The sequence below is a fragment of the Aromatoleum evansii genome, assembly GCF_012910805.1.
Classification (GTDB): domain Bacteria; phylum Pseudomonadota; class Gammaproteobacteria; order Burkholderiales; family Rhodocyclaceae; genus Aromatoleum; species Aromatoleum evansii.
Genome location: NZ_WTVK01000003.1, coordinates 147,561 through 166,738 on the forward strand (window position 1 = coordinate 147,561; position 19,178 = coordinate 166,738).

18 protein-coding genes and 1 pseudogene are annotated in these 19,178 nt (G+C 68.8%); all 19 read right to left on the reverse strand.

The genetic code is table 11. The features are described 5' to 3' along the window. Positions 1-101 precede the first annotated feature (101 nt). Positions 102-524: an iron-sulfur cluster assembly scaffold protein gene (locus tag GO615_RS02560; protein ID WP_169125475.1), complete on the reverse strand. Its 423-nt coding sequence runs from the start codon at positions 522-524 to the stop codon at positions 102-104. Continuing rightward, the gene (locus GO615_RS02565; protein ID WP_169125476.1) at positions 521-1,597 is read right to left on the reverse strand and encodes a molybdopterin-binding protein; all 1,077 of its coding nucleotides are present in this window, start codon (positions 1,595-1,597) and stop codon (positions 521-523) included. The genes GO615_RS02560 and GO615_RS02565 overlap by 4 nt, the downstream gene beginning before the upstream one ends. Beyond that, the gene (meaB, locus tag GO615_RS28575; RefSeq protein WP_211166921.1) at positions 1,594-3,411 is read right to left on the reverse strand and encodes a methylmalonyl Co-A mutase-associated GTPase MeaB; all 1,818 of its coding nucleotides are present in this window, start codon (positions 3,409-3,411) and stop codon (positions 1,594-1,596) included. Before meaB ends, GO615_RS02565 begins: the two co-directional genes overlap by 4 nt. A gap of 111 nt (positions 3,412-3,522) precedes the next feature. After that, positions 3,523-3,915, reverse strand: a complete 393-nt coding sequence (locus GO615_RS02580) for a hypothetical protein (RefSeq protein ID WP_169125477.1) — start codon at positions 3,913-3,915, stop codon at positions 3,523-3,525. 9 nt (positions 3,916-3,924) lie between these two features. Next, on the reverse strand, positions 3,925-4,317 hold the full coding sequence (locus GO615_RS02585) for a RidA family protein (RefSeq protein ID WP_018992080.1): 393 nt from the start codon (positions 4,315-4,317) through the stop codon (positions 3,925-3,927). A 67-nt stretch (positions 4,318-4,384) separates the two neighbouring features. Continuing rightward, a complete protein-coding gene (locus GO615_RS02590; protein ID WP_169125478.1) occupies positions 4,385-6,355 on the reverse strand; it encodes an oxidoreductase in 1,971 nt (656 codons plus the stop codon). A gap of 71 nt (positions 6,356-6,426) precedes the next feature. Next, positions 6,427-6,666, reverse strand: a complete 240-nt coding sequence (locus tag GO615_RS02595; RefSeq protein ID WP_169125479.1) for a hypothetical protein — start codon at positions 6,664-6,666, stop codon at positions 6,427-6,429. A gap of 213 nt (positions 6,667-6,879) precedes the next feature. Beyond that, entirely contained in the window at positions 6,880-7,890 is a 1,011-nt protein-coding gene (locus GO615_RS02600; RefSeq protein WP_169125480.1) for an AraC family transcriptional regulator, read from the reverse strand. A 243-nt stretch (positions 7,891-8,133) separates the two neighbouring features. After that, entirely contained in the window at positions 8,134-9,528 is a 1,395-nt protein-coding gene (padI, locus tag GO615_RS02605; protein WP_246262114.1) for an NADH-dependent phenylglyoxylate dehydrogenase subunit beta, read from the reverse strand. Between the two features lie 4 nt (positions 9,529-9,532). Next, entirely contained in the window at positions 9,533-10,819 is a 1,287-nt protein-coding gene (padH, locus tag GO615_RS02610; RefSeq protein WP_169125481.1) for an NADH-dependent phenylglyoxylate dehydrogenase subunit epsilon, read from the reverse strand. After that, positions 10,820-12,115, reverse strand: a complete 1,296-nt coding sequence (gene padG, locus GO615_RS02615) for an NADH-dependent phenylglyoxylate dehydrogenase subunit alpha (RefSeq protein ID WP_169125482.1) — start codon at positions 12,113-12,115, stop codon at positions 10,820-10,822. Between the two features lie 13 nt (positions 12,116-12,128). Continuing rightward, positions 12,129-12,419: an NADH-dependent phenylglyoxylate dehydrogenase subunit delta gene (gene padF, locus GO615_RS02620; RefSeq protein ID WP_169125483.1), complete on the reverse strand. Its 291-nt coding sequence runs from the start codon at positions 12,417-12,419 to the stop codon at positions 12,129-12,131. Continuing rightward, a complete protein-coding gene (gene padE / locus GO615_RS02625) occupies positions 12,416-12,988 on the reverse strand; it encodes an NADH-dependent phenylglyoxylate dehydrogenase subunit gamma (protein WP_169125484.1) in 573 nt (190 codons plus the stop codon). The genes padF and padE overlap by 4 nt, the downstream gene beginning before the upstream one ends. Before the next feature lie 10 nt (positions 12,989-12,998). After that, a complete protein-coding gene (locus GO615_RS02630; RefSeq protein ID WP_169125485.1) occupies positions 12,999-13,787 on the reverse strand; it encodes a cyclase family protein in 789 nt (262 codons plus the stop codon). 10 nt (positions 13,788-13,797) lie between these two features. Further along, positions 13,798-14,754: a formate dehydrogenase accessory sulfurtransferase FdhD gene (gene fdhD / locus GO615_RS02635; RefSeq protein WP_169125486.1), complete on the reverse strand. Its 957-nt coding sequence runs from the start codon at positions 14,752-14,754 to the stop codon at positions 13,798-13,800. A 22-nt stretch (positions 14,755-14,776) separates the two neighbouring features. Further along, positions 14,777-15,676 carry a DmsC/YnfH family molybdoenzyme membrane anchor subunit gene (locus tag GO615_RS02640; RefSeq protein WP_169125487.1) on the reverse strand — a complete coding sequence of 300 codons (900 nt, stop codon included), beginning with the start codon at positions 15,674-15,676 and terminating at the stop codon, positions 14,777-14,779. 11 nt (positions 15,677-15,687) lie between these two features. Further along, positions 15,688-16,302, reverse strand: a complete 615-nt coding sequence (locus tag GO615_RS02645; protein ID WP_169125488.1) for a 4Fe-4S dicluster domain-containing protein — start codon at positions 16,300-16,302, stop codon at positions 15,688-15,690. Next, positions 16,302-18,917, reverse strand: a complete 2,616-nt coding sequence (locus tag GO615_RS02650; protein WP_169125489.1) for a molybdopterin-dependent oxidoreductase — start codon at positions 18,915-18,917, stop codon at positions 16,302-16,304. Before GO615_RS02650 ends, GO615_RS02645 begins: the two co-directional genes overlap by 1 nt. Before the next feature lie 153 nt (positions 18,918-19,070). Beyond that, a pseudogene (locus GO615_RS28800) lies at positions 19,071-19,178 on the reverse strand (IS110 family transposase); the annotation flags it as partial.

Consider the following 19,178-nt stretch of genomic DNA (forward strand, 5'->3'; position numbering starts at 1 on the left):
GGCAAAATTTGGCAAGGCTGCAGACGGGCTCGTCATTCTCGCGTACCCGCGGCAGACAGCGTCGGCCGACCAGCTGAAGATTCCCGCGCCGGACTAGTGCGTCAGCCCGCGTCGAGGGCGATCATCAGGGCATCGAACGGAATCATCACGCAGCCGTGGCGGCTACGGTAGCCCTGCACCGGCGCGAACAGCGCGATCTCGTCGCCCCCCTCGGGCATTCCGGACGCCTCGCCCCCGGCGAGCATCGCCGCCATGCGCGCGCGCAGCCCTTCGACCTCGGCCGGCGTACGCCCTACCGCATGCAGGCCGAGCAGCGATGCCGATGCGCGGCACAGCAGGCATCCCTTGACCTCGTGCGCGAGCGCCGCGATGCGGCCGTCGACGAGCTCGACGTCCATCCGCACGCGGTCGCCGCACATCGGGCTATCGCGCAGCGCCGAACCGGTCGGTGCAGCGAGCCGGCCGGCGCCGTGGGCGGCGTCGGCGAGCTCTCGGATGCCTTTGTTGTAGAGGGCTTCGATCATCGGACTGTAGTCGTCCCGCTTCGGTTCACACCGTGGGCGGCAGCTCGTGCGGGGCCGCCGGCCCGTTCATTGTCGGAGTGCGCCTCGTCGCTCTCCTCGGGCGCGCTGCGGATCAGGCCGCCGACGCCCATTCGCATGATGTCCTCGCGTGTCGGCGGGATGCCGGCCATCAGGCGCGGCAGGACGAGGTCGAGGCCGTTGCTCTTTCGCGAGCGGCCGCAGCCGGGGAGGATCACGACGGGCACGGCGCCGATGCGACCGAGCACGAGCATGTTGCCGGGCTCCACGGGCATGCCGAAATGCTCGATCGTGCCACCGACCGCCGTGACCGCGGCGGGGGCGATGTCGTTGCGGTCCTTGGCGACAGTGGCGCCGCACACCATCACGAGCTCGCAGCCGGCCGCGAGCGCCTGGTGGAGCATGGATTCGAGGGCGTCGCGGCGGTGGGGGCCGCGCAGCGCGAGCGTGAGCCGCCCGCCGAGCGCCTCGACCCGCTCGCGCGTGACTTTCACCGTGGCGGCGAAGATCGAGTCCTTCATGCCGGGCAGTTCGGTCTGGATGAGCGCGGAGCGGCAGGGCTTGAGTTCGGCCACGGCGATCGGCGGCGTGCCGGCGGCGATCTCGCGGCAGGCGTCGAGCAGGCGCCGCGGTACGGCGAAGGGGATGATCTTCACGGTGGCGACGACCTGACCGGGGCGCACGACTGCATGTCGCGGCAGCGTTCCGATCGCGATGGCCTCGTCGAGCAGGTTCATGCGGTCGATGCGTTCGGCGTCGATGCGCAGCACGCCGGATGCCGACGCGTGCAGGTTGCAGCGGCCGGCACGCGGCGCGCGCGTTTCCGTGTTGGGGCCGACGAGCAAGGCAGCGAGTTCCTCCGCTGCGGCGTCCTCGGCGACGTCGCCCGGGTCGAGCCGCGCGCCGGTAACGGTCGAGAAACCCTCGTCGTCGAGCAGATCGAGATCGAGCGCGGACAGCACGCGGCCCTTCTTCAGCGTCCGCCCGCCGAGCTTCAGTGTGTGGGCGAGCATCACGCCTTGGGCGGCGGCGAGGGGAAATTCGTCGAAGATCATTGCTGGTGCCTCGTCTGGATGACCTCTGCAAGGATCGCGACCGCGATCTCGGCCGGCGCGCGGCCGCCGAGGTCGAGGCCGACCGGCGCGTGGATGCGCGGAATCGCATCACCGAGTCCCGCCTCCGTGAGCCGCGCGACGCGCTTCGCGTGCGTGCGCGTGCTGCCGAGCGAGCCGATGTAGAACGCGGGGCTCGCGAGCGCGATCGTCAGCGCCGGGTCGTCGAGCTTGGGGTCGTGCGTCAGCGTGATGACGGCGGTCTGGGCGTCGGGCTGCAGGCGTTCGAGCGCCTCGTCGGGCCATTCCGTCGACACCTCGACGTTCGGCAGCCGTTCGGGCGTCGCGAACGCGCGGCGCGGGTCGACGACCACGACGTCGAAGCCGGCGATAGCGGCCATCGGCGCGAGCGCCTGGGTGATGTGCACCGCGCCGACGATGATCATGCGCGGGGCGCCGACGTGGCAGCGGGCGAAGAGCGGCTCCTCAGTCGCGTCCTCATTTGCGTCCTTGGCTGCGGCGAGCGCGCCGCTGCGATTGGCCGCGAGGCGGGCACGCGTCTCCGCGAGTTGGGCGTCATCGAGCGCGAGCTCGCCTGCGACGGCGTCGTCGAAGACCAGCGCGTGTGCGCCGTCGGCGAGCCGGGTGACGAGCGCGACCGGCCGCTTCGCGCGCCGTGCCGCCAGCAGCGGCCCGAACAGCTCGTCATCGACGCGCTCGACGAGCACCTGCACGCGCCCGCCGCACGCCAGCCCCACTTCCCACGCCTGCTCGTCGCTGACACCGAATTCCAGCAGCCGGGCCTTGCCGTCGGCGATCGAATCCTGCGCCTCGCCGATAACCGCACCCTCGATACAGCCGCCGGAGACCGAGCCGACGAAGGCACCGCCCTGCTCCACCGCGAGATGGCTGCCCTCGGGCCGCGGCGATGAACCCCAGGTGCGCACGACGGTCGCGAGCGCGACGCCGCGGCCCTCCGCCCGCCAGCGCTCGACCTGGGCGAAGAGCTGGTCGTCCGTCGCCGGTGCGGACGGCGCTGCAAGCGCGGCCGCTTTCCGCCGTCGACCGACGCCCGCCACCCGCGCATGTTCGTCGATGCGATCGGCCAGCGCGGCCACGCCCTCGCCGCTCGTCGCCACCGTCGTCAGCACCGGCACCTCCCAGCCTGCGCCGTGTGCAGCGCCGCGCGCTTCGAGGTCGCGGACGGTGGCCGCGGCGACCGGCGAATCGGCCTTGTTCACCACGAGGATGTCGGCGATCTCGAGCACGCCGGCCTTGATCGCCTGCACCTCGTCGCCGAGCCCCGGCGCGCACACGACGACGCGCGTGTCGGCGAGCCGGGCGATCTCGACTTCCGACTGGCCGACGCCGACGGTCTCGACGACGACGACGTCGAAGCCGGCCGCGTCGAAGAGGTCCACCGCGTGCGCCGTCTTCCGGGACAGGCCGCCGAGCTGGCCGCGCGACGACAGCGAGCGGATGAAGACGCGCTCGTCGCTGCCGTGAGCACCCATGCGCACGCGGTCGCCCAGCAGGGCGCCGCCGCTCACCGGGCTGGAGGGGTCGACGGCGACGACCGCGACGCGCCTGTCCCGCGCGAGCAATTCACCGAGCAAGGCGTTGATCAGGGTCGACTTGCCGGCGCCGGGCGCCCCGGTGATGCCGATGACGTGCGCGCGCCCGACCCTGCCGGCGAGCGACGCGAGCAAGGCGTCGGCACCGGGGAGATCGTTCTCGATCGCAGTCAATGCACGCGCGAGCGCCGGGCGGGAACCGGCGGCAATCGCATCGAAGTCCGGGCTGGGCGGCGGGGGCATGGGCAGGTCTCGATCAGTGGGAGGTCGGCATTCGCTTGCACTGGCTCATGGGCGGGGGAAGTCTCCTTGCGGCGGATCGATGGTTTGCTCCGGACACGACCGCATCCCCGCTCAATGACGTGGAAAGACGAGTCCGAAGTCCTCGACGAAGTCCGCGAGGCCGGCGGCCTCCAGCCCGTCGAGGGACCTCAGCATGTAGGGATGGAGCCGGCCGCGACGCACGAGCTGGGGCACCTCCGCGAGGCCCTGCTCCAGCACCGCCGCGAGCGCATCGCCATCGGCCACGAGCAGCATCGCGACGTCGGCATCGAAGTCTCCACGGAAGTCGCGCAGCGCGACGCTGGCGCCGGACGCGGTGCCCCGCCAGACGAGGACCCGGCCGCTGCGCGCGGAGAAATCGTCCTTCGTCAGCACGCCGACGGACGCGTCGGCCGCGGCGAGCCCCTCGCGATCCAGCATCGCCTTCCACGCCGTGCAGTCGAGCACCTCAACGGCCGTTTCCATCGCGTGCTCCTAGGCGGGCAACATCGCCGTCACTTCGATCTCGATCTTCGCGCCGTGCTCGACGAAGCCGGCGACCTGCAAGGCCGTCATCGCCGGGAAATGCTTGCCGATCAGCTCACGATAGACCGCGCCGATCTCGGCGAGGCGCGCGTTGTATTCCGCCGCATCGCCGAGATACCAGTTCATGCGCACGATGTTCGACGGCTGCGCGTCGGCCTGCGCGAGGATCGCGACGATGTTGGTCAGCGCCTGGCGGACCTGGCCGACGAGGTCGTCGGTCTGGAACTTCTCGTTCTCGTCCCAGCCGACCTGGCCGGCGACGAACACCATGCGGCCGCTCGTGACGACGCCGTTCGAATAGCCTTTCGGGCGAACCCAGCCGGGCGGTTGCAGGAATTGCATGTCTCGTTCTCCTCGGTGTTGGGGGGTGATGCGGCCGCCATCCGGCGGCCGCTTGTTCATCGAGTGCTCAGATCCGCACGCCGAGCCGATACCCCTCGTGGATCGATGCGTCGAGTCCGCGCGGTATCACCGCGTCGCCGGCGCCGTGCAGCTCGTCCACCATCCACTGAAATTCGTGGAAGAGGTCGTGGTTCGCCTTGCGCGGCCCGGACACGAGCACCGTGTCGGCCTCGACGAAGGTCTCCTCGCCTTTCGCGTTGCGGATCATCGCGCCCTCGCCGGTGACGCCGACGAGCATCGACGACGTCAGCGTGCGGATCTCGAGTTCCTCGATCCACGCCGAGTGGCGCCACTTGAAGGACGGCATGACGTCGCCGGCGATGCGCTTGTCTTCCTCGACGATGACGACCTCGTGGCCCTGCTTGCACAGCGATTCGGCCAGCGTCAGCCCGATCTTGCCCGCGCCGACCATGACGATGCGCTTGCCCGGCTTCGCCTTGCCGGTCGCGACGTCGAGCGCATCGACGAGCTTGTCGTGGCCCGGGATGTGGCGGTAGGCGTTCATGTCGGTGCGCGAACCGGCGGCGACGATGCAGACATCGAACTGGTGCAGGATGCTGCGCATGAACTTGGCATTGGCCTCGGTGTTGAAGCGCACGTCGATCTCCATCTTGCGCGCCATCGTCTCGTAGTACTTGATCACCGAGATCAGGTCGTCGGGCCGCGCGAGGTCGTTCGACGCGTAGCCGACGAGGCTGCCGCCGATGCGGTCGCCCTTCTCGAACACGGTGACGTCGTGGCCGCGGCGTTTCGCGGTGATCGCGGCCTCCATGCCGGCGGGACCGGCGCCGATGATCATGATCTTCTTCTTCACCGCCGCGGGCGTGACGTGGTATTCCGGCTCGACCTCGTGGCCCAGCGTGGGGTTCATCGCGCAGGTGTAGGGCAGATCGCGGAAAAGCCGCGACAGGCAGTTGAGTGAGCCGATGCAGCGCCGCACCTCGTCGAGCCGGTCCTCGGCCGCCTTGTGCAGCAGCTCGGGGTCGGCGAGCATCGGACGGCACACTTCCCAGTAGTCGAAGACGCCGTCGGCGATGCACTGGTTGGCCATCACCGGGTCGGGCAGGCGGTTGCCGAAGGTGATCAGCGTGTTCGGGAACAGCTTCTTCGCCTTCGCCGAGAGGTAGTTCCAGTGACCGGGCGCGACGTCGCGGCCGATCGACGATTCGGGCGCCTCCTGCCAGCCGACCGTCACCGAGATCATGTCGACGCCGCAGTCGACCGCCTGCTGCATCAGCTCGAAGCACTCGTCCTCGCTGTTGCCGCCCCAGCGGTCCATCAGTTCCGCGCCGTTCAGGCGCACGACGAGCGGATGCTCGGGGGTGGCCTGCTTGATCGAGTCGATGAGCTCGCGCATGAAGCGGCCGCGGTTCTCGATCGAGCCGCCGTATTCGTCGGTGCGCTGGTTGGTGAAGCGCGAGTTGAAGTTCGCGAGCAGGTAGCCCATGAAGCTCGTGACTTCTGTGCCGTCGAAACCGGCGCGGATCGCGCGCTTCGCGGCGTCGGCGTGCTGCATGACGATCGCGCGGATCTGCTCCTTCGTCAGCTCGCGCGGCGGACGGAAGTGCGGCAGCGTCTGCGGCACCACCGACGGCTGGATGCAGTAGCCGAGGTCGATGCCGCCGTAGCGGCCGGCGTGCAGGATCTGCTGGATCGCCACGGCCCCGTTGTCGTGGATGTACTGCGCGATGGTCTCAAACTGCGGCAGGAACTTGTCGTCGAAGATCGCGACCTGGCGGAAGTAGGCCTTGCCCTCGCCCAGCGGATCGGGATACGCACCCTGGTTGGTGATGATGCCGGCGCCGGTGCCGGCGATGACGCGCGTCCGGGCGAGCTCGCGCGGGGTGATGTAGCCGTCGCGCGTGTTGTAGTTGGACACGCAGCAGGCGCCGTACTTGACCATGTTCTTGGTCTCGTACTTGCCGATCTTGCCGGGCTTGAACAGGTGGGGGAGCTTGAGCTCGCCGGGTCGCTTCATCGTGGTCTCCTCGTCAATTCGGTGTGGCTGGAAGGTCGTTCTGATCGTCGTTCAATCGTCGGTCGGCCGTTTCAGGCGGGGACCGCGCTGCGCGGCGCCTGCACCGGCGGCAGCGTCGCGATGAAGTCGCGCAGGCTCTCGCCCCGCATCTCGCGGATGCACCCGAGCACGTCGCCGAGCGACGACGCGCACACGCAGGAACAGGCGGCGGGAAAAACGAAGCCGCTGCGCTCCGAGGTTTCTCCCGTCATGGAGGCCTCCTCTTCCTGGAGCTCCTGAACCAATGCCATCACATTTCCCAGTGCTGTCATGTTGTTCTCCTCGAACGAATCGGCCCGGATCGCTGCAGCCGTTGTACGTGGAGTCAATGTATCGGGCCGTTCCCGGCGAATCCCCCCCCACCCGGTATGGGTCGGACGAGGGGGATTCGGTGGATGCGAAAAGCATCGGATTCACGCGCACGAGCGCACTCCTCCCGCATGCGCGGGCAAGTCTTGTTGCATGTTCAGCCGGTCAGGGTCGGCTCAGGCCAGCGCCCTCTCCCGCGTGCGCGACGGCGACTCGCCGAACCTCGCCTTGTAGGCGTTTGCGAAATGACCGAGGTGGTGGAAACCCCAGCGCGTCGCGATACAGGTCACGGTCTTCTCGGCGGACGCCGGATCGCGCAGCTCGTCATGCACGCGCTGCATGCGCACCGATTTCAGGTAGGCCATCGGCGTGGTGTTGCGGAACTCGCGAAAACCCGCGAACAGCGCGCTCGTGCTGACATTGGCGTACGCGGCGAGATCGCCGACGGTCAGGTCCTGGTCGGCGTGCGCGTCGATGTATTCCTCGACGCGGCGCACGTGGCGCGGCGCGATCGACTGCGGCGGGCTCAGGAGTTCGTCGCGATAGTTGTGCGGCTGGATCATCAGCAACGTGGTGACGAGCAGGTGCTCGATCTGCGCCGCGGCGAGCGAGGAGGCGAGCATCGGCGACTGATGCTCCAGTTCCGACACAAGGTAGGACACCAGGGCCTGCCAACTCACGCCGCCCTGGCTCGACATCGTCAGACCGAGCCCGAATTCGAGCGGCTTGCGCAACGGGTGGCCGAGATGCTGCGCGCAGACGTTTTCCAGCAGCTGACGGTCGATCTTGACCATGAGTTGGTCGCACTCGTCGTAGATCGTCTCGGTCAGCGGCAGCGTCGGCGTGACGACCGAGGCGAGGTCCGGCGTGGAGTGGATCTTCTGCCCGCCGCAGCAGACGTCTGCGTGACCCGACATCGGCATCATCACGAGCAGGAAATCGTTCAGGCATCCCGCATCGATCGCGACGGTCGCCCCGTAACCCAGGCGGTTGACCGAAACGCCGCGGATGGGCGCGTGCTGCATGCGGGTGTTCACGCGGCTGTCGCAGCCGGCGAATTTCAGGTCGTGCGGGCAGAACACGCCCGCCACGCGGTTTCGGGCCTCGTCGAGATCCTGCGTGTGGAAAAGCGTGAAACGGGAGAGCACATCGCGCCCTCCCAGCGACGTCATCAACGCCTGGGTCATCTTGCTCCTCCTCCTCCGGTGTGTATTCCGTGCCTTGTTATCGGTGCCAGGCATCGGAATCGTGCGAACGCGTGCGATCTGCGCCGTCGTACACGTCTTGTTCAGCGTCTATCGTCGAACCTCCTGTTGCTTCAGGTGAGGTGGCCGCACCGACTTGGACCTCGGCGCGCGCGAGGGGAGTCGGTCAATGTATACAGTATCCCTGTATAACCTTGTGCATAGTAGGGCCGGGCGCGGGGACCGTTACTGATCCAGGTCAACTGCCATCAAATCAGATTGACGTCCAACTACCTGTCGGCCCTCGCACGGTTGCATTGCGGCCAGTTCGCGCAGCACCTGCGCCTGCTCGGCGACGTGCCGCTCGATGTGCGCGATCTGCGCGGCGTCGAGGTGGCGGAACTTGCCGAGCAGCTTGAGGTAATCCGTGACCGGCAGCGGATCGTCGATGTCGCGCGAGAGCGTAAGCCCCTGCTCGCGGCGGTACTCCCACAGCACGGCGAAGTTCGTCTCCACGGCCGTGCGCGCGACCTCGATGTTGCTCGCCGACGGGAAGCGCCAGCCCGACGTACAGGGCGAATACAGGTGCAGGTAGGCGAAGCCGCGTTCGGAGGCTTCGAGCGCCGCCTCCAGCTTCGCGTAGAAGTCTTCCATGAACGCAGTCGAGGCCGTCGCGACGTATTCGCAGCCATGCCACATCATCAGCAGCGGCAGGTTCTTGGCGTCCTGCGCCTTGCCGCGAGCGCTGTCGCCGATGGGCGTCGTCGCCGTCCACGCGCCGTAGGTAGTGCTGCCCGAACGCTGCGCGCCGGTGTTCATGTAGCCTTCGTTGTCGACGCAGACGAAGAGGATCTGTTCGCCGCGCTCGGCCGCGCCCGACAGCGACTGGAAGCCGACGTCACCCGCGCCGCCGTCGCCGGCCAGCGCAAGCGCCGTCACGTTGCGGCCCTTGCGCTTGTGCTGCCGGCGGATGCCGGTGAGCATCGACGCGGTGTTCGTGAGCAGCGGATGGAAGACGGGGACCTTGCAGCCGAGCATGCCGTTGTAGCCGACCGAGCCCATGCCCGGGATGCAGCCCGGCGGCGTCGCGAGCACGGTATTCGGCCCGACGCGACGCAGCGTGTGGCGCATGATGAGCTCCGTGTTGCAGCCCTGGCAGCCGCCGAGTCCCGGCACGAACAGGTCCTCGAGTTCGCCCCAGCGGTTGTAAACATTCGCCGCCGTCACGTAGCGAAGGGCTCCGCGTGCGCAGGCGGAAACGCATTGCGGGGCCCCTGCGTGCTGGTCACTGCACTGGTCGCATTTGACGACGTGGCCTTCGGCGGGGCTGAACGCGATGCCGCCGAAGGTGCAGCCTGCGGTGCAGATCAGGCAATTCACGCAGCGTTCGGCATCCCACGCGACGATGCCGTCGTCGCCCTTCGCGAGCGCCGCCGCCGGACACACCGACGCGCAACGTGGGTCGCCGCACTGGCGGCACTGGGCGATGCCCCAGCTTCCGCTCTCCTCGTCGCGGACGATGCGAATCCGGGATTGGGCGGATGATCCATCCGTCGATTTCGCGCTCGCGCAGGCGCTCATGCACTCGCCGCAGCCGTCGCAGCGCGTGGCGTCGAAGGCGATGGTAGGGGTCGCGCTCATTGATTCATCTCCACAGTCCGGACATCAACGCACGCGCGGTGTCTTGCGGGTTTTCGAGCAGCGCTTGGCGCCGTGCGTCGATCTCGACGCGGCGCAGGATCAGCTCCCACATGATTCCCGGGTCGAACAGCACGTCGACGCCGAAAATGCCCTGCAGCCGCCCCTCGCGCAGCACGAGCTTCAGGTAGCCCTCGGCGCCCTCCCCGTCGCGCACGAGCACGTCCCACTCGGGCCCGGCCTGCGCGGGGGCGTCGCGTCCGACGGAGAGCGCGCGGCGGCCGAAGAAGCCGTAGGTGTTGAGCGACACGCCGCCGGGATAGGGACGCAGGGCCGGATCACCGGCCATGCTCATGCCGGCGGTGCGGCCTTGTTCGACGGCGTCCGGCAGGATGCCGCCCGCGGGCGTGCCGTCGCCGAAGAAGCTGGGGGTCTGCACGACGTCGCCCGCCGCCCAGACGTTTGCCGCGGCGGTGCGCATGAATTCGTCGACGACGATGCCGCGCTCGACCGCAACGCCCGAGCCCGAGAGGTACGAGACTTCCGGCCGCACTCCTGCGGCGACGAGCAGCAGCTCGGCTTCGCGCGCGTCGCCGCCGTCGAGCAACACCGTGCAGTCCTCGCCGCGCCGCGCGACCTGTTTGACCCGGCGGCCGGTCAGCACCTCGACGCCCTTGTCGCGGAACACCGCCTCAATACGCGCCGCGGCCGTCGCGTCGAAGTAGCCGGGCAAGACCTGCCCGCGCATCTCGACGATGGTCACGCGGGCGCCCGCACGCACCAGATTCTCGGCCGCGTGCATGCCGACCAGCCCCGCGCCGAGGACGACCGCCCGGCCCGCCGAACGTCCCGCCTCGCTTGCAACCTCATTTGCAGCATCTCGTAGCGCGAGCGCGTCGGCTAGCGTGCGCAGCACGTGAAAGCGTACGTCCGACAGACCTTCGATCGGCGGGAGCGCCGGCGCGGCACCGGTCGCGAGCAGCAGCTTGCCGTAGCCGATCTCCCGACCGTCGGCGAGACGCAGCCGCGAGCGGGCGGCGTCGAGCGCGGCGGCCGCGGCCTGCTGCCGGTAGTCGACGCGCTGCGCGTCGAACCAGCTGCGCTCGCGCAGCGCGATGCGATCCTCGGCGCACTTTCCGGACACCACATAGGGCAGCACCGTCGGCGACACCGGCAGGCGCGCCTCGCGGTCGAGCACCGCGATGCTTCCGTCCGCATCGTGCGCGCGGATCGCCCGCAGCGCCTCGAGGCCGGCGTGGCTCGCACCGAGCACGACGTAGTCGAACTGTTCCATTCATCGATCCTCGGCGTTGAGCCACACGGGCGTGCGCGGACAGGGGCCATCGAAAAGCTTCGCGGTTTCGGCGATCGCGCGCTCGAAATGCGCCTGCGTCAGATCCGCCCCGGCGAGACCGCCGATCAGCGACAGGCAGGGGATGCGGTGGCGGCAGTACTGCAGCGCGGCCAGCGTTTCCTGGTGCACGGGGCCGCTGTTCCAGCCGTAGGACACGGCGCGGTCCACGACGCCCACCGCTTGCACCTTGTCGAGCGCCGCGACCATCGCGTCCACCGGGAACGGCCGCAGCGTTTTTATCCGGATCAACCCGACGCGCTCCCCGCGCTCGCGCGCGGCATCGACCGCATCCTTGGCCGCGCCCGCCATGCTGCCGATCGTGACGAGCGCATGATCTGCGCCGTCGAGCCGGTATTCCTCGACCAGCGGGGCGTAGCGGCGGCCGAAACGGCGCGCCCATTCCTCGTGCACCTCGACGATCACGCGCAAGGCGTTCTGCATGCCCTCGCAATGTCCGCGGCGGTAGCCGACGAAGAGCGCGGGCCCCGGCCCCGTCGCGCCGCCGGTGAGCGGATCGACGCCCATCGGCCGGTCGGGGTCGAGCGCCGCGTGCCAGTTCACGTCCGGCGTGCCGAGGAAGTCGTCGACCTCGGCCTGGTCGGGCAATTCGATGCGCACGATGCCGTTCGACAGGTAGTTGCCGTCGTGATTGACGTTGACCGGCAGCATCACCGAGCGGTCCTCGGCGATGCGGTAGGCCATGACGATGGTGTCGAGCACCTCCTGCACCGTCTCGCAGAAGAGCTGCACCCAGCCGACCTCGCGCACCGTCATCGCGTCCTGCTGGCCGCCCCACACGCATTGCGGCGTGATGCCGTCGCGGTTGACGATGGACATGACGATCGGCAGGCGCAGGTTCGGCGTGCGGAAATAGGGCTCGAACATGAACGCGAGTCCCTGACCGCAGCTCGCGGTGTAGGTGCGCGCGCCGGCCAGCGCCGCGCCGTGCAGCACCGACAGCACGCTATGCTCGCCTTCCGCCTCGACGAGCTCGGCATCGAGCACGCCGTCGGCGACGAATTGCGCGACGTACTCGGCGAGCGAGGACTGCGGCGTGATCGGATACACCGCGACCATGTCCGGCCGCGACAGCACGACACCCCACGCCGCTGCCTCGTTGCCGTCGCAGACGAGGACCTTCGGCTCCTTTCTCGTGACCGCAGCGTCGCAGGCGGGTGCGTTGCGGCCACTCGCAGGCTCGGCGACGGGCGCAGTCATCTCGGCGACCTCGTTCATGTCATTTCCTCGCTCATTCCTCTTCCGGCACCATCGAGATCGCACGCTGCGGGCATTCGCGCGCACAGATGCCGCATCCCTTGCAGGTGGCGAGGTTCATGTCGAACCAGCCGGCGCGCTCGACGACGCACTGCACCGGGCAGTACAGCCAGCACACCGCGCACTTGACGCATTTCCTGCGGTCGACGACGGGCCGCAGCGAACGCCAGTCGCCCGGCAGCATGCGGCTGTACTCGGTCGCGATCGGGCACAGGGTCTTCGGGATCGCGCCCGCATCGAAAAGCGGCACCGCCTGCTTCTTCATGCCGCCTCCCGCCGCTCGACGCGGTGCACGACCGTGCGCGCGTGGCCCAGCGCCAGGGCCCGCCGGTTCTGCGCCAGACCACCGTCGCGGAAGCTCGTCTCCTCCAGCGCGCGTTCGAGCGCCTCGAGCGACACGAGCCCGGTCGCGCGGGCGAACGCGCCGAGCATCACGGTATTGGTGATCGGCCGTCCGAAGACCTCGCGCGCGATGCCCACCGCGTCGCACACGGCAACCGTCGCGACCGACGCCGGCACCGCGATGTCCTGCGGCGCGAGGCGGCTCGCCTGCACCAGCGTGCCGCCGTCGCGCAGCCCGGAGAAAATGTCGACGACGCGCGGCAGGGACGAGTCGATGCACACGACGCAGTCCGGCGCGTAGATGTTCGTCATCGCCCGCATCGGCAATTCCGACGCGCGCAGGTAGGCCGCGACCGGCGCGCCCCGGCGCTCGAAGCCGAACTGCGGCACCGCGACGACATGCTTGCCCTCGGCGACCAGCGCCTTCGCGAGTATTCCGGCGGCGAGCACCGTGCCCTGGCCGCCGCGTCCGTGCAATCGCACCTCGAACATGCGGCCTCCGTCAGGCCGGCACGAGCGCGAGCACGCGCAGCGGGCTGCCCGAGCCGCCGACGAGCTTCAGCGGCGAGGCGACGACGACGGCGCCGGTCGGCGGCAGGCGGTCGAGGTTCGTGAGGCTCGCGAGCCCGAACTTGCCGTTGCCCTGCATGATGTGATGCGTCCAGAACGGCGGATCGAAGCTGTGCGCCTGGCCCGCGTCGGTGCCCACCGTCTCGACGCCCACGCCCAGCACGTCGCGTTCGAGCGCGAGGAGTTCGGTCGCATCGCGGTCGAAACCGGGCGAATGCGGGCCGTCCTCGCGGCAGTTGAGGAACTCGGCCACGCCGACGCGCTTCGACCAGTCGCTGCGCAGCAGCACCCAGGACTTCGGCGGGATGCGACCGTGCTTCGCCTCCCACGCGAGCACCGCGTCGCGCGTAAGCAGGTGGTCCGGATTCGCGGCCGCCTCGCGGCTGATGTCGATGACGCACGCGGGGCCGACGAAGCGCTCGGCGGGGATCGTGTCGAGCGTGTTGTCGGCGCGGTCCTTGCCGCTGACCCAATGCACCGGCGCGTCGAAATGCGTGCCGGTGTGCTCGCCCATGCGGATCGTGCGCCAGTACCACGCGGGCCCCTTGTCGTCGTAGTGCGAGATCGTCTCGAAGCTCACGCCGGGCGAGTTCGCGAACGGCGGGGGCAGCCCCAGCACCGGCGTATCGGGGCCGAGCGGCTGCGTCAGGTCGACGACCCGGATCGCGCCGCGGGCGAGCTCCGCGGCGAGCTGCGTCAGTACATTGCCATTGGCGGTCATGCTTCTCTCCTCAGTCGTCAAGCGTGAAGGGCACCACGGCGGCGCCGGTTGCTCGGGCGGACTCGTGCCCGCCGGCGCCGTCGCGGATACGTTGCGGATGGGTGTAGACGGTCGCCGAAGCGCCGCGGACGAAGCCGCACAGCGTGATGCCGGCGCGTTCGGCGAGTTCGATCGCGAGCGAGGTCGGCGCGGACACGGCGGCCACGAGCTCGAAGCCTGCGCGCGCGGCCTTCGCGACCATCTCGTAGCTCAGGCGCGAGGACAGCACCACGCCGCAGCCGGCGAGCGGCACCTCGCGCAGCAGGCATTCCCCTACCACCTTGTCGAGGGCGTTGTGGCGGCCGAGGTCCTCGGCAACGGCAAGGATGCCGCCATGCGGGGAGAACACCGCGGCGGCGTGCGCACCGCCGGTCGTGCGGAAGAGGCGCTGCCGACGCTGCATCGCCGCCATCAGCGTGGTGAGCTCCGATGCCGCGAGGCGCAGCCGCGCCGCGACCGGCGCGAAGTCGTCGAAGCCATCCTCGATCGCCTCGCGGCCGCCGCACACGCCGCAGGAACTCGCGACGACCACGTCGCGCCGCTTCACCGCGACGTGCTCGGGCGCGTGGAGCCGCATGCGCACGACGTTACGGCGATCGGGACAGACCGCCATCGTCGCGATATCGGGGAGACCGCCGATGATCCCTTCCGAATATGCGAAGCCCGCCGCCAGCGCGAGCCGCTCGGGCACGGGTTCGTCGCCCAGCACGCCCTCCCCGGCGACGAAGCCCACGGCGCCGTCGTCGTCGCCGTCGGCCGGCGTCCACATCAGCGTGTAGCGTCCGACGCCTTCGACGTCGATCGTCAGCGCGTCCTCGTCGATGACGCGGCAGGTCGCCTCACCGCGCGCGTCCCCGGCGGTCAGGCGCAGCGCCGACACCGCGCGGCTGCCGCTCGCCCGCCACATCCGGGCAATGCTCGTATGCATCGGCCGTCTCCGTCGCCGCGGCTCAGTGCCGGAACCGGTATGCCAGGCTCAGCGCCGGATCGTAGCCCCCGGCCTTGAACACCAGCACGCGGAAAGCGTAATACCCGGTGAGTTCGAGGCCGGCGACCGCGAGCATCCACGCGAAGTCCGGCGGAGCGGCCAGCATCATCAGCGCCGAGACGACGAAGCCCGCGCCGATCACGAGCGGCACGAACCAGCGTGCGAAGCCGCCCTGCAGCAGCAAGGCCACCGACTGCCGCCCCGCTTCGGAGGCGTGGCGCGCGCCGTGCAGCAGGCTCAGCACCGTGACCAGCCCGTAGAGCATCAGCGCGACCGCGAGCACCTGCAGCAGCCGCACGGTGTCGGGCCGATCCGCGAGGAAGGGCTCGCCGAAACCGAACACGAGCGTCAGCAGCACGCCGTTCAACAGCGCATAGGTCAGGCTCGCAACGGGCATCAAGCCGCTGCTCCACAGCGTGATCGCCGACGAATGCGACATCGCGAAGCCCTGGTAGATCATGATGACGAAGCACGCCGCGAGCGCGAGCGCGGCGACGAGCTGCGACACCCCGGCGGGAAGCAGCCCGGCACGCACGTCGATGATGTGCAGCGCGCCGGCGACGATGAACAGCACGATGGCGGCCAGCCCGCGGCTCACCCACGAGGTGCGCACCTTCGTCAGCGCCCGCCAGCCGCGCAAGGGCTGCCCGAGGTGCAGGACGTGCCCGCCGGCCTTGCCGAACAGCACCATGAGGAGCCCGACCGTCATGCCGAGCACGAAATCGAAGAACTGCGCGACGAAGTACAGGCCCGCGCCGGCTTCGCCGAAGAAGAAGGCCGTGGCCATCTGCACGCCCCACGCCTTCTGCAGGCCGACGCCGACGCGGAAACTGCCGTCCGCGATGCGGTTGCTCGCAATCATGTGCATCCCCTTCAGTCGATGTAGAAGACGCGCGGGTTGGTGTTCTTCTCGGGCAGCGGCTGGCGCCCGCGGCGCTCCAGGATCAGCTGGCGCGGCCGGCTCGTCGGGTCGTCGAGGTCGCCGAAGATGCGCGCCTCGGTCGGACAGGTCGCGACGCACGCGGGCAACTGGCCGGCATCGACGCGTTCATGGCAGAACGTGCATTTGACGACGGTGCCCACGGTGAAGCGCCCGATGCCCTGCTCCTCGAAAGGCGTCAGCCGCCCGTCGCCGAAAAGCCCCTTGTCGAGCATCTCCGGCTCGAGGCGCGTGCGCTGGTCGTACGGGCACGCGACGATGCAGGTGCCGCAGCCGATACACTTGTCGCGATCGACCATGACGATGCCGTCGGGACGCGTGTAGGTCGCGCCCGTCGGGCACGCGCGCTCGCACGGTGCGTCCTCGCAGTGGTTGCAGATCGTCGGCACGTAGCTGCGGGTGACATCGGGATATTCGCCGACTTCCTCCGACAGCGTCTTGGTGAAGAACACGCCGTCGGGCAGGCTGTTCTCCTGCTTGCACGCGACCGCGCACGCATTGCAGCCGATGCAGCGACGCAGATCGAAAACCATCCCCCACCTGGCCATCAGTGCGCCCTCCCCTTGCCGCTCGTCCGTCCGAACACCGAATTGCCCGCCGCGACATCCGCCGGCACGGAAGCGAGCTTCGTCAGCTTCACTTTCGCGACCGTCTCCGGCTGCCCGCTGCACGCGTCGGTGTGCCGCAGGTTCGCCGGCAACAGCTGGTTGAAGTTGCCGCCGCCGTGGCGCACGCCGGTGTTCTGCGTCGCCACGCGCGACAGCGCGTTCGACACGCACACCGCATCGGGATGGACGCCCTCGGACAGCGCGAGCCTCGCGACGATCGCACCGTACGGCGACTCGATGCGCACGATGTCGCCCTCGTCGAGCTTTCGTTCACGCGCCGTCTTCGGGTTCAGCAGCACCGCCGTATGCACCGGGTCCTTGAACACGATGTCGTTGATCCACGGGTTGCCGATGCTCTCGCCGAAGTTGATCTGGATGTCCTTGAACGTGATCGCGTACAGGTCGAAGTCGGCCGGCTCCAGATGCACCGGATCGGGCACCGCCGTCGGCAGCGGCTGGTAGTCGCCCCACTCCCACTCGCGGCGGAACGGCACGTCGGCCACCTCCATCTTCTGGCGCAGCGTGTCGCGCGCACGCACGATGTCCTCGATGTAGAAATGCAGCCGCAGCCCGTCCCACGGCCGGTACCACTTGTCGGGGCGGCGCGGCGTCACCGCGTGGCCGTGCTCGACGTACCAGTCGAGGTCCTTGCCGTTCCACAGCTTGCCCTTGCGCTCGGCGATCTCGCGGTCGCTGTACTTGCGGTTCGGCTCGAGCAGCAGATCGGGCTGCTGGTGGAAGCCGTTGACGAAGTTGAGGATGCCGTTCCAGGTCTCGAGCACGCCGAGCCGCTCGGAGATCTCGTAGAAGATCTCCTCCTCGCTCTTCGTGTCGTACAGGGGCGGCGTCGCGGGCTGGCGCAGGCACATGCCCTCGTGATGGGGCGGCTCGATCATCGTCATGTTCCACGACTCGAGCAGGTCGTGCGACGGCAGGATCACGTCGGCCCACTCGTTCGATTCGTTGGGCAGGATGTCGATCGCGACGATGAAGCGCATCTCGCGCAGCAGCGCGTACCACTGCTCGCGGTCGCCGGGCAGGTTCCACAGCGGGTTGGAGTGGCACATCAGCAGCGTGTCGGGCCGGTAGTCGAGGCCGAACTTCTCGGCGTTCGCGAGCGTGTGCTGCGTCAGGTGCCCCGGATCGACGCCGATCGGGAAGAAGCCCATCAGGTGCGTCTCGTTGGGCGGCCACGAGAACGGCACCTCGGGATGGAGCTGGTGCGGCATCGTCTGCATCATGCCGTTCTCGCCGGCCTGGATCTGCCCGCAGCCGCCGCGGATGTCCTGCATCTGGTCGTCCAGCGTGACCCCGACGTGTCCTCCCGGCGTGTCGATCGCGCCGACGAGGAAGTTCACCAGCTTGAACGCCTGATTCGCCATCGCGCTGTACTTGTGGCCCTGCGCGCCGCGGTAGTAGTTGTACGCCGCGGGGCGCAGCGGCAGCATGCGACCGTCGATCTCGATGTAGGAGCCGATCTGCGCCGCCTTCGCGAACTCGCGCGCGATGCGCCGCGTCGTCGCCGCCGGCACGGTCGTCAGCGCCTCCATCTGCTCGGGCGAGCAGTCGGCGAGGATGTCCTTGAACTTCTGGAACGCCGGCCGGCAGGGCTTGCCTTCGACCGTGTAAGTGCCTTCGAGCGCGAAGTCCTTGATCTCGGGGTCGTCCCACAGCCGCGCGCAGTTGTCGATCGCATCCCACACGTAGATCTTGCCTTCGCCGTTACGCACGAAGTACCCGTCCGGCCCGACGAGGTAGGGAGCGTTGGTGTCCTTCTTCAGGAACTTCACGTCGTAGAGCTTCTCGGCCACCAGCACGTGGGCGAGGCCCAGCGCGAACTGGCGATCGGTCGCCGGGCGGATCGGCACCCACTCGTTCGCCTTCGCGGCGCCGATCGACAGGCGCGGCTCGACGACGACGACGCGCATGTTGCGTTCGACGCGCGCCTTGGCGACGTGATTCGCCTGGGCGGCGGTATGCAGGTGGGACGAGAAGCCGTCGCCTCCGCCGTTGTTGATCCAGTAGTTGCAGTAATTGACGTCGTTCGCCGCGGCGAAGGCGGAATGGATGAACCCGTTCATCGGGTGGTAGCCGCCGCCGCAGAAGTTGCCGACCGACGACAGGTAGTTCGCGTTGCCGAGCGCCGCGGGCCAGGCCCACAGGAAGAGCTTCTGGAAGTCGTTGATCGCCGGCAGCAGCTTGCGCGGGTCCTCGTCCAGCGTCTTCTTCAGCTCGCGGCCGACGAGATCCAGCGCCTCGTCCCAGCCGATCGGCACCCACTTCGGATCGACGCCCGGCCCCTTCTCCGGGTTGGTGCGCCGCAGCGGCGTCCTGAAACGCGCCGGATCGTAGTGCCGCAGGATCGCCGCGTTGCCCTTCGGGCACAGCCGCCCGTTGTTGCTCGGGCTCGTCGGGTTGCCCTCGATCTTGTTCACGACGCCGTCCTCGGTGACGTGGACCCGCGTGATGCAGGAGTGAATGCACATCTTGCAGCTCGAATTGAGCCACTTGCCCGGTTTCATCGAGTTCTGCACGGGCTGCGTGAGAGTCTCCATTACCGCTCCTCGGTGGAATTGCGCGCCTGCTTCGAGCATTGAAGTTACGGCACGCCCGCCCGCCGAACTATCCCGCGATTACGACGCCTATCCCCGGACTGTCGAGATGTTTGCGCAGGCTGGTCTAGTGGCTCGTAGATACTGTTATCCGGGTCAAGCGCCATGTATAGCGGGATCGAAAGCCTTTCCCGATTTGAGCACGCCGAAGGCGACATGAACGAGCTTTCGCATCATGGCACCGATGATGAGCATGGGCGGTTT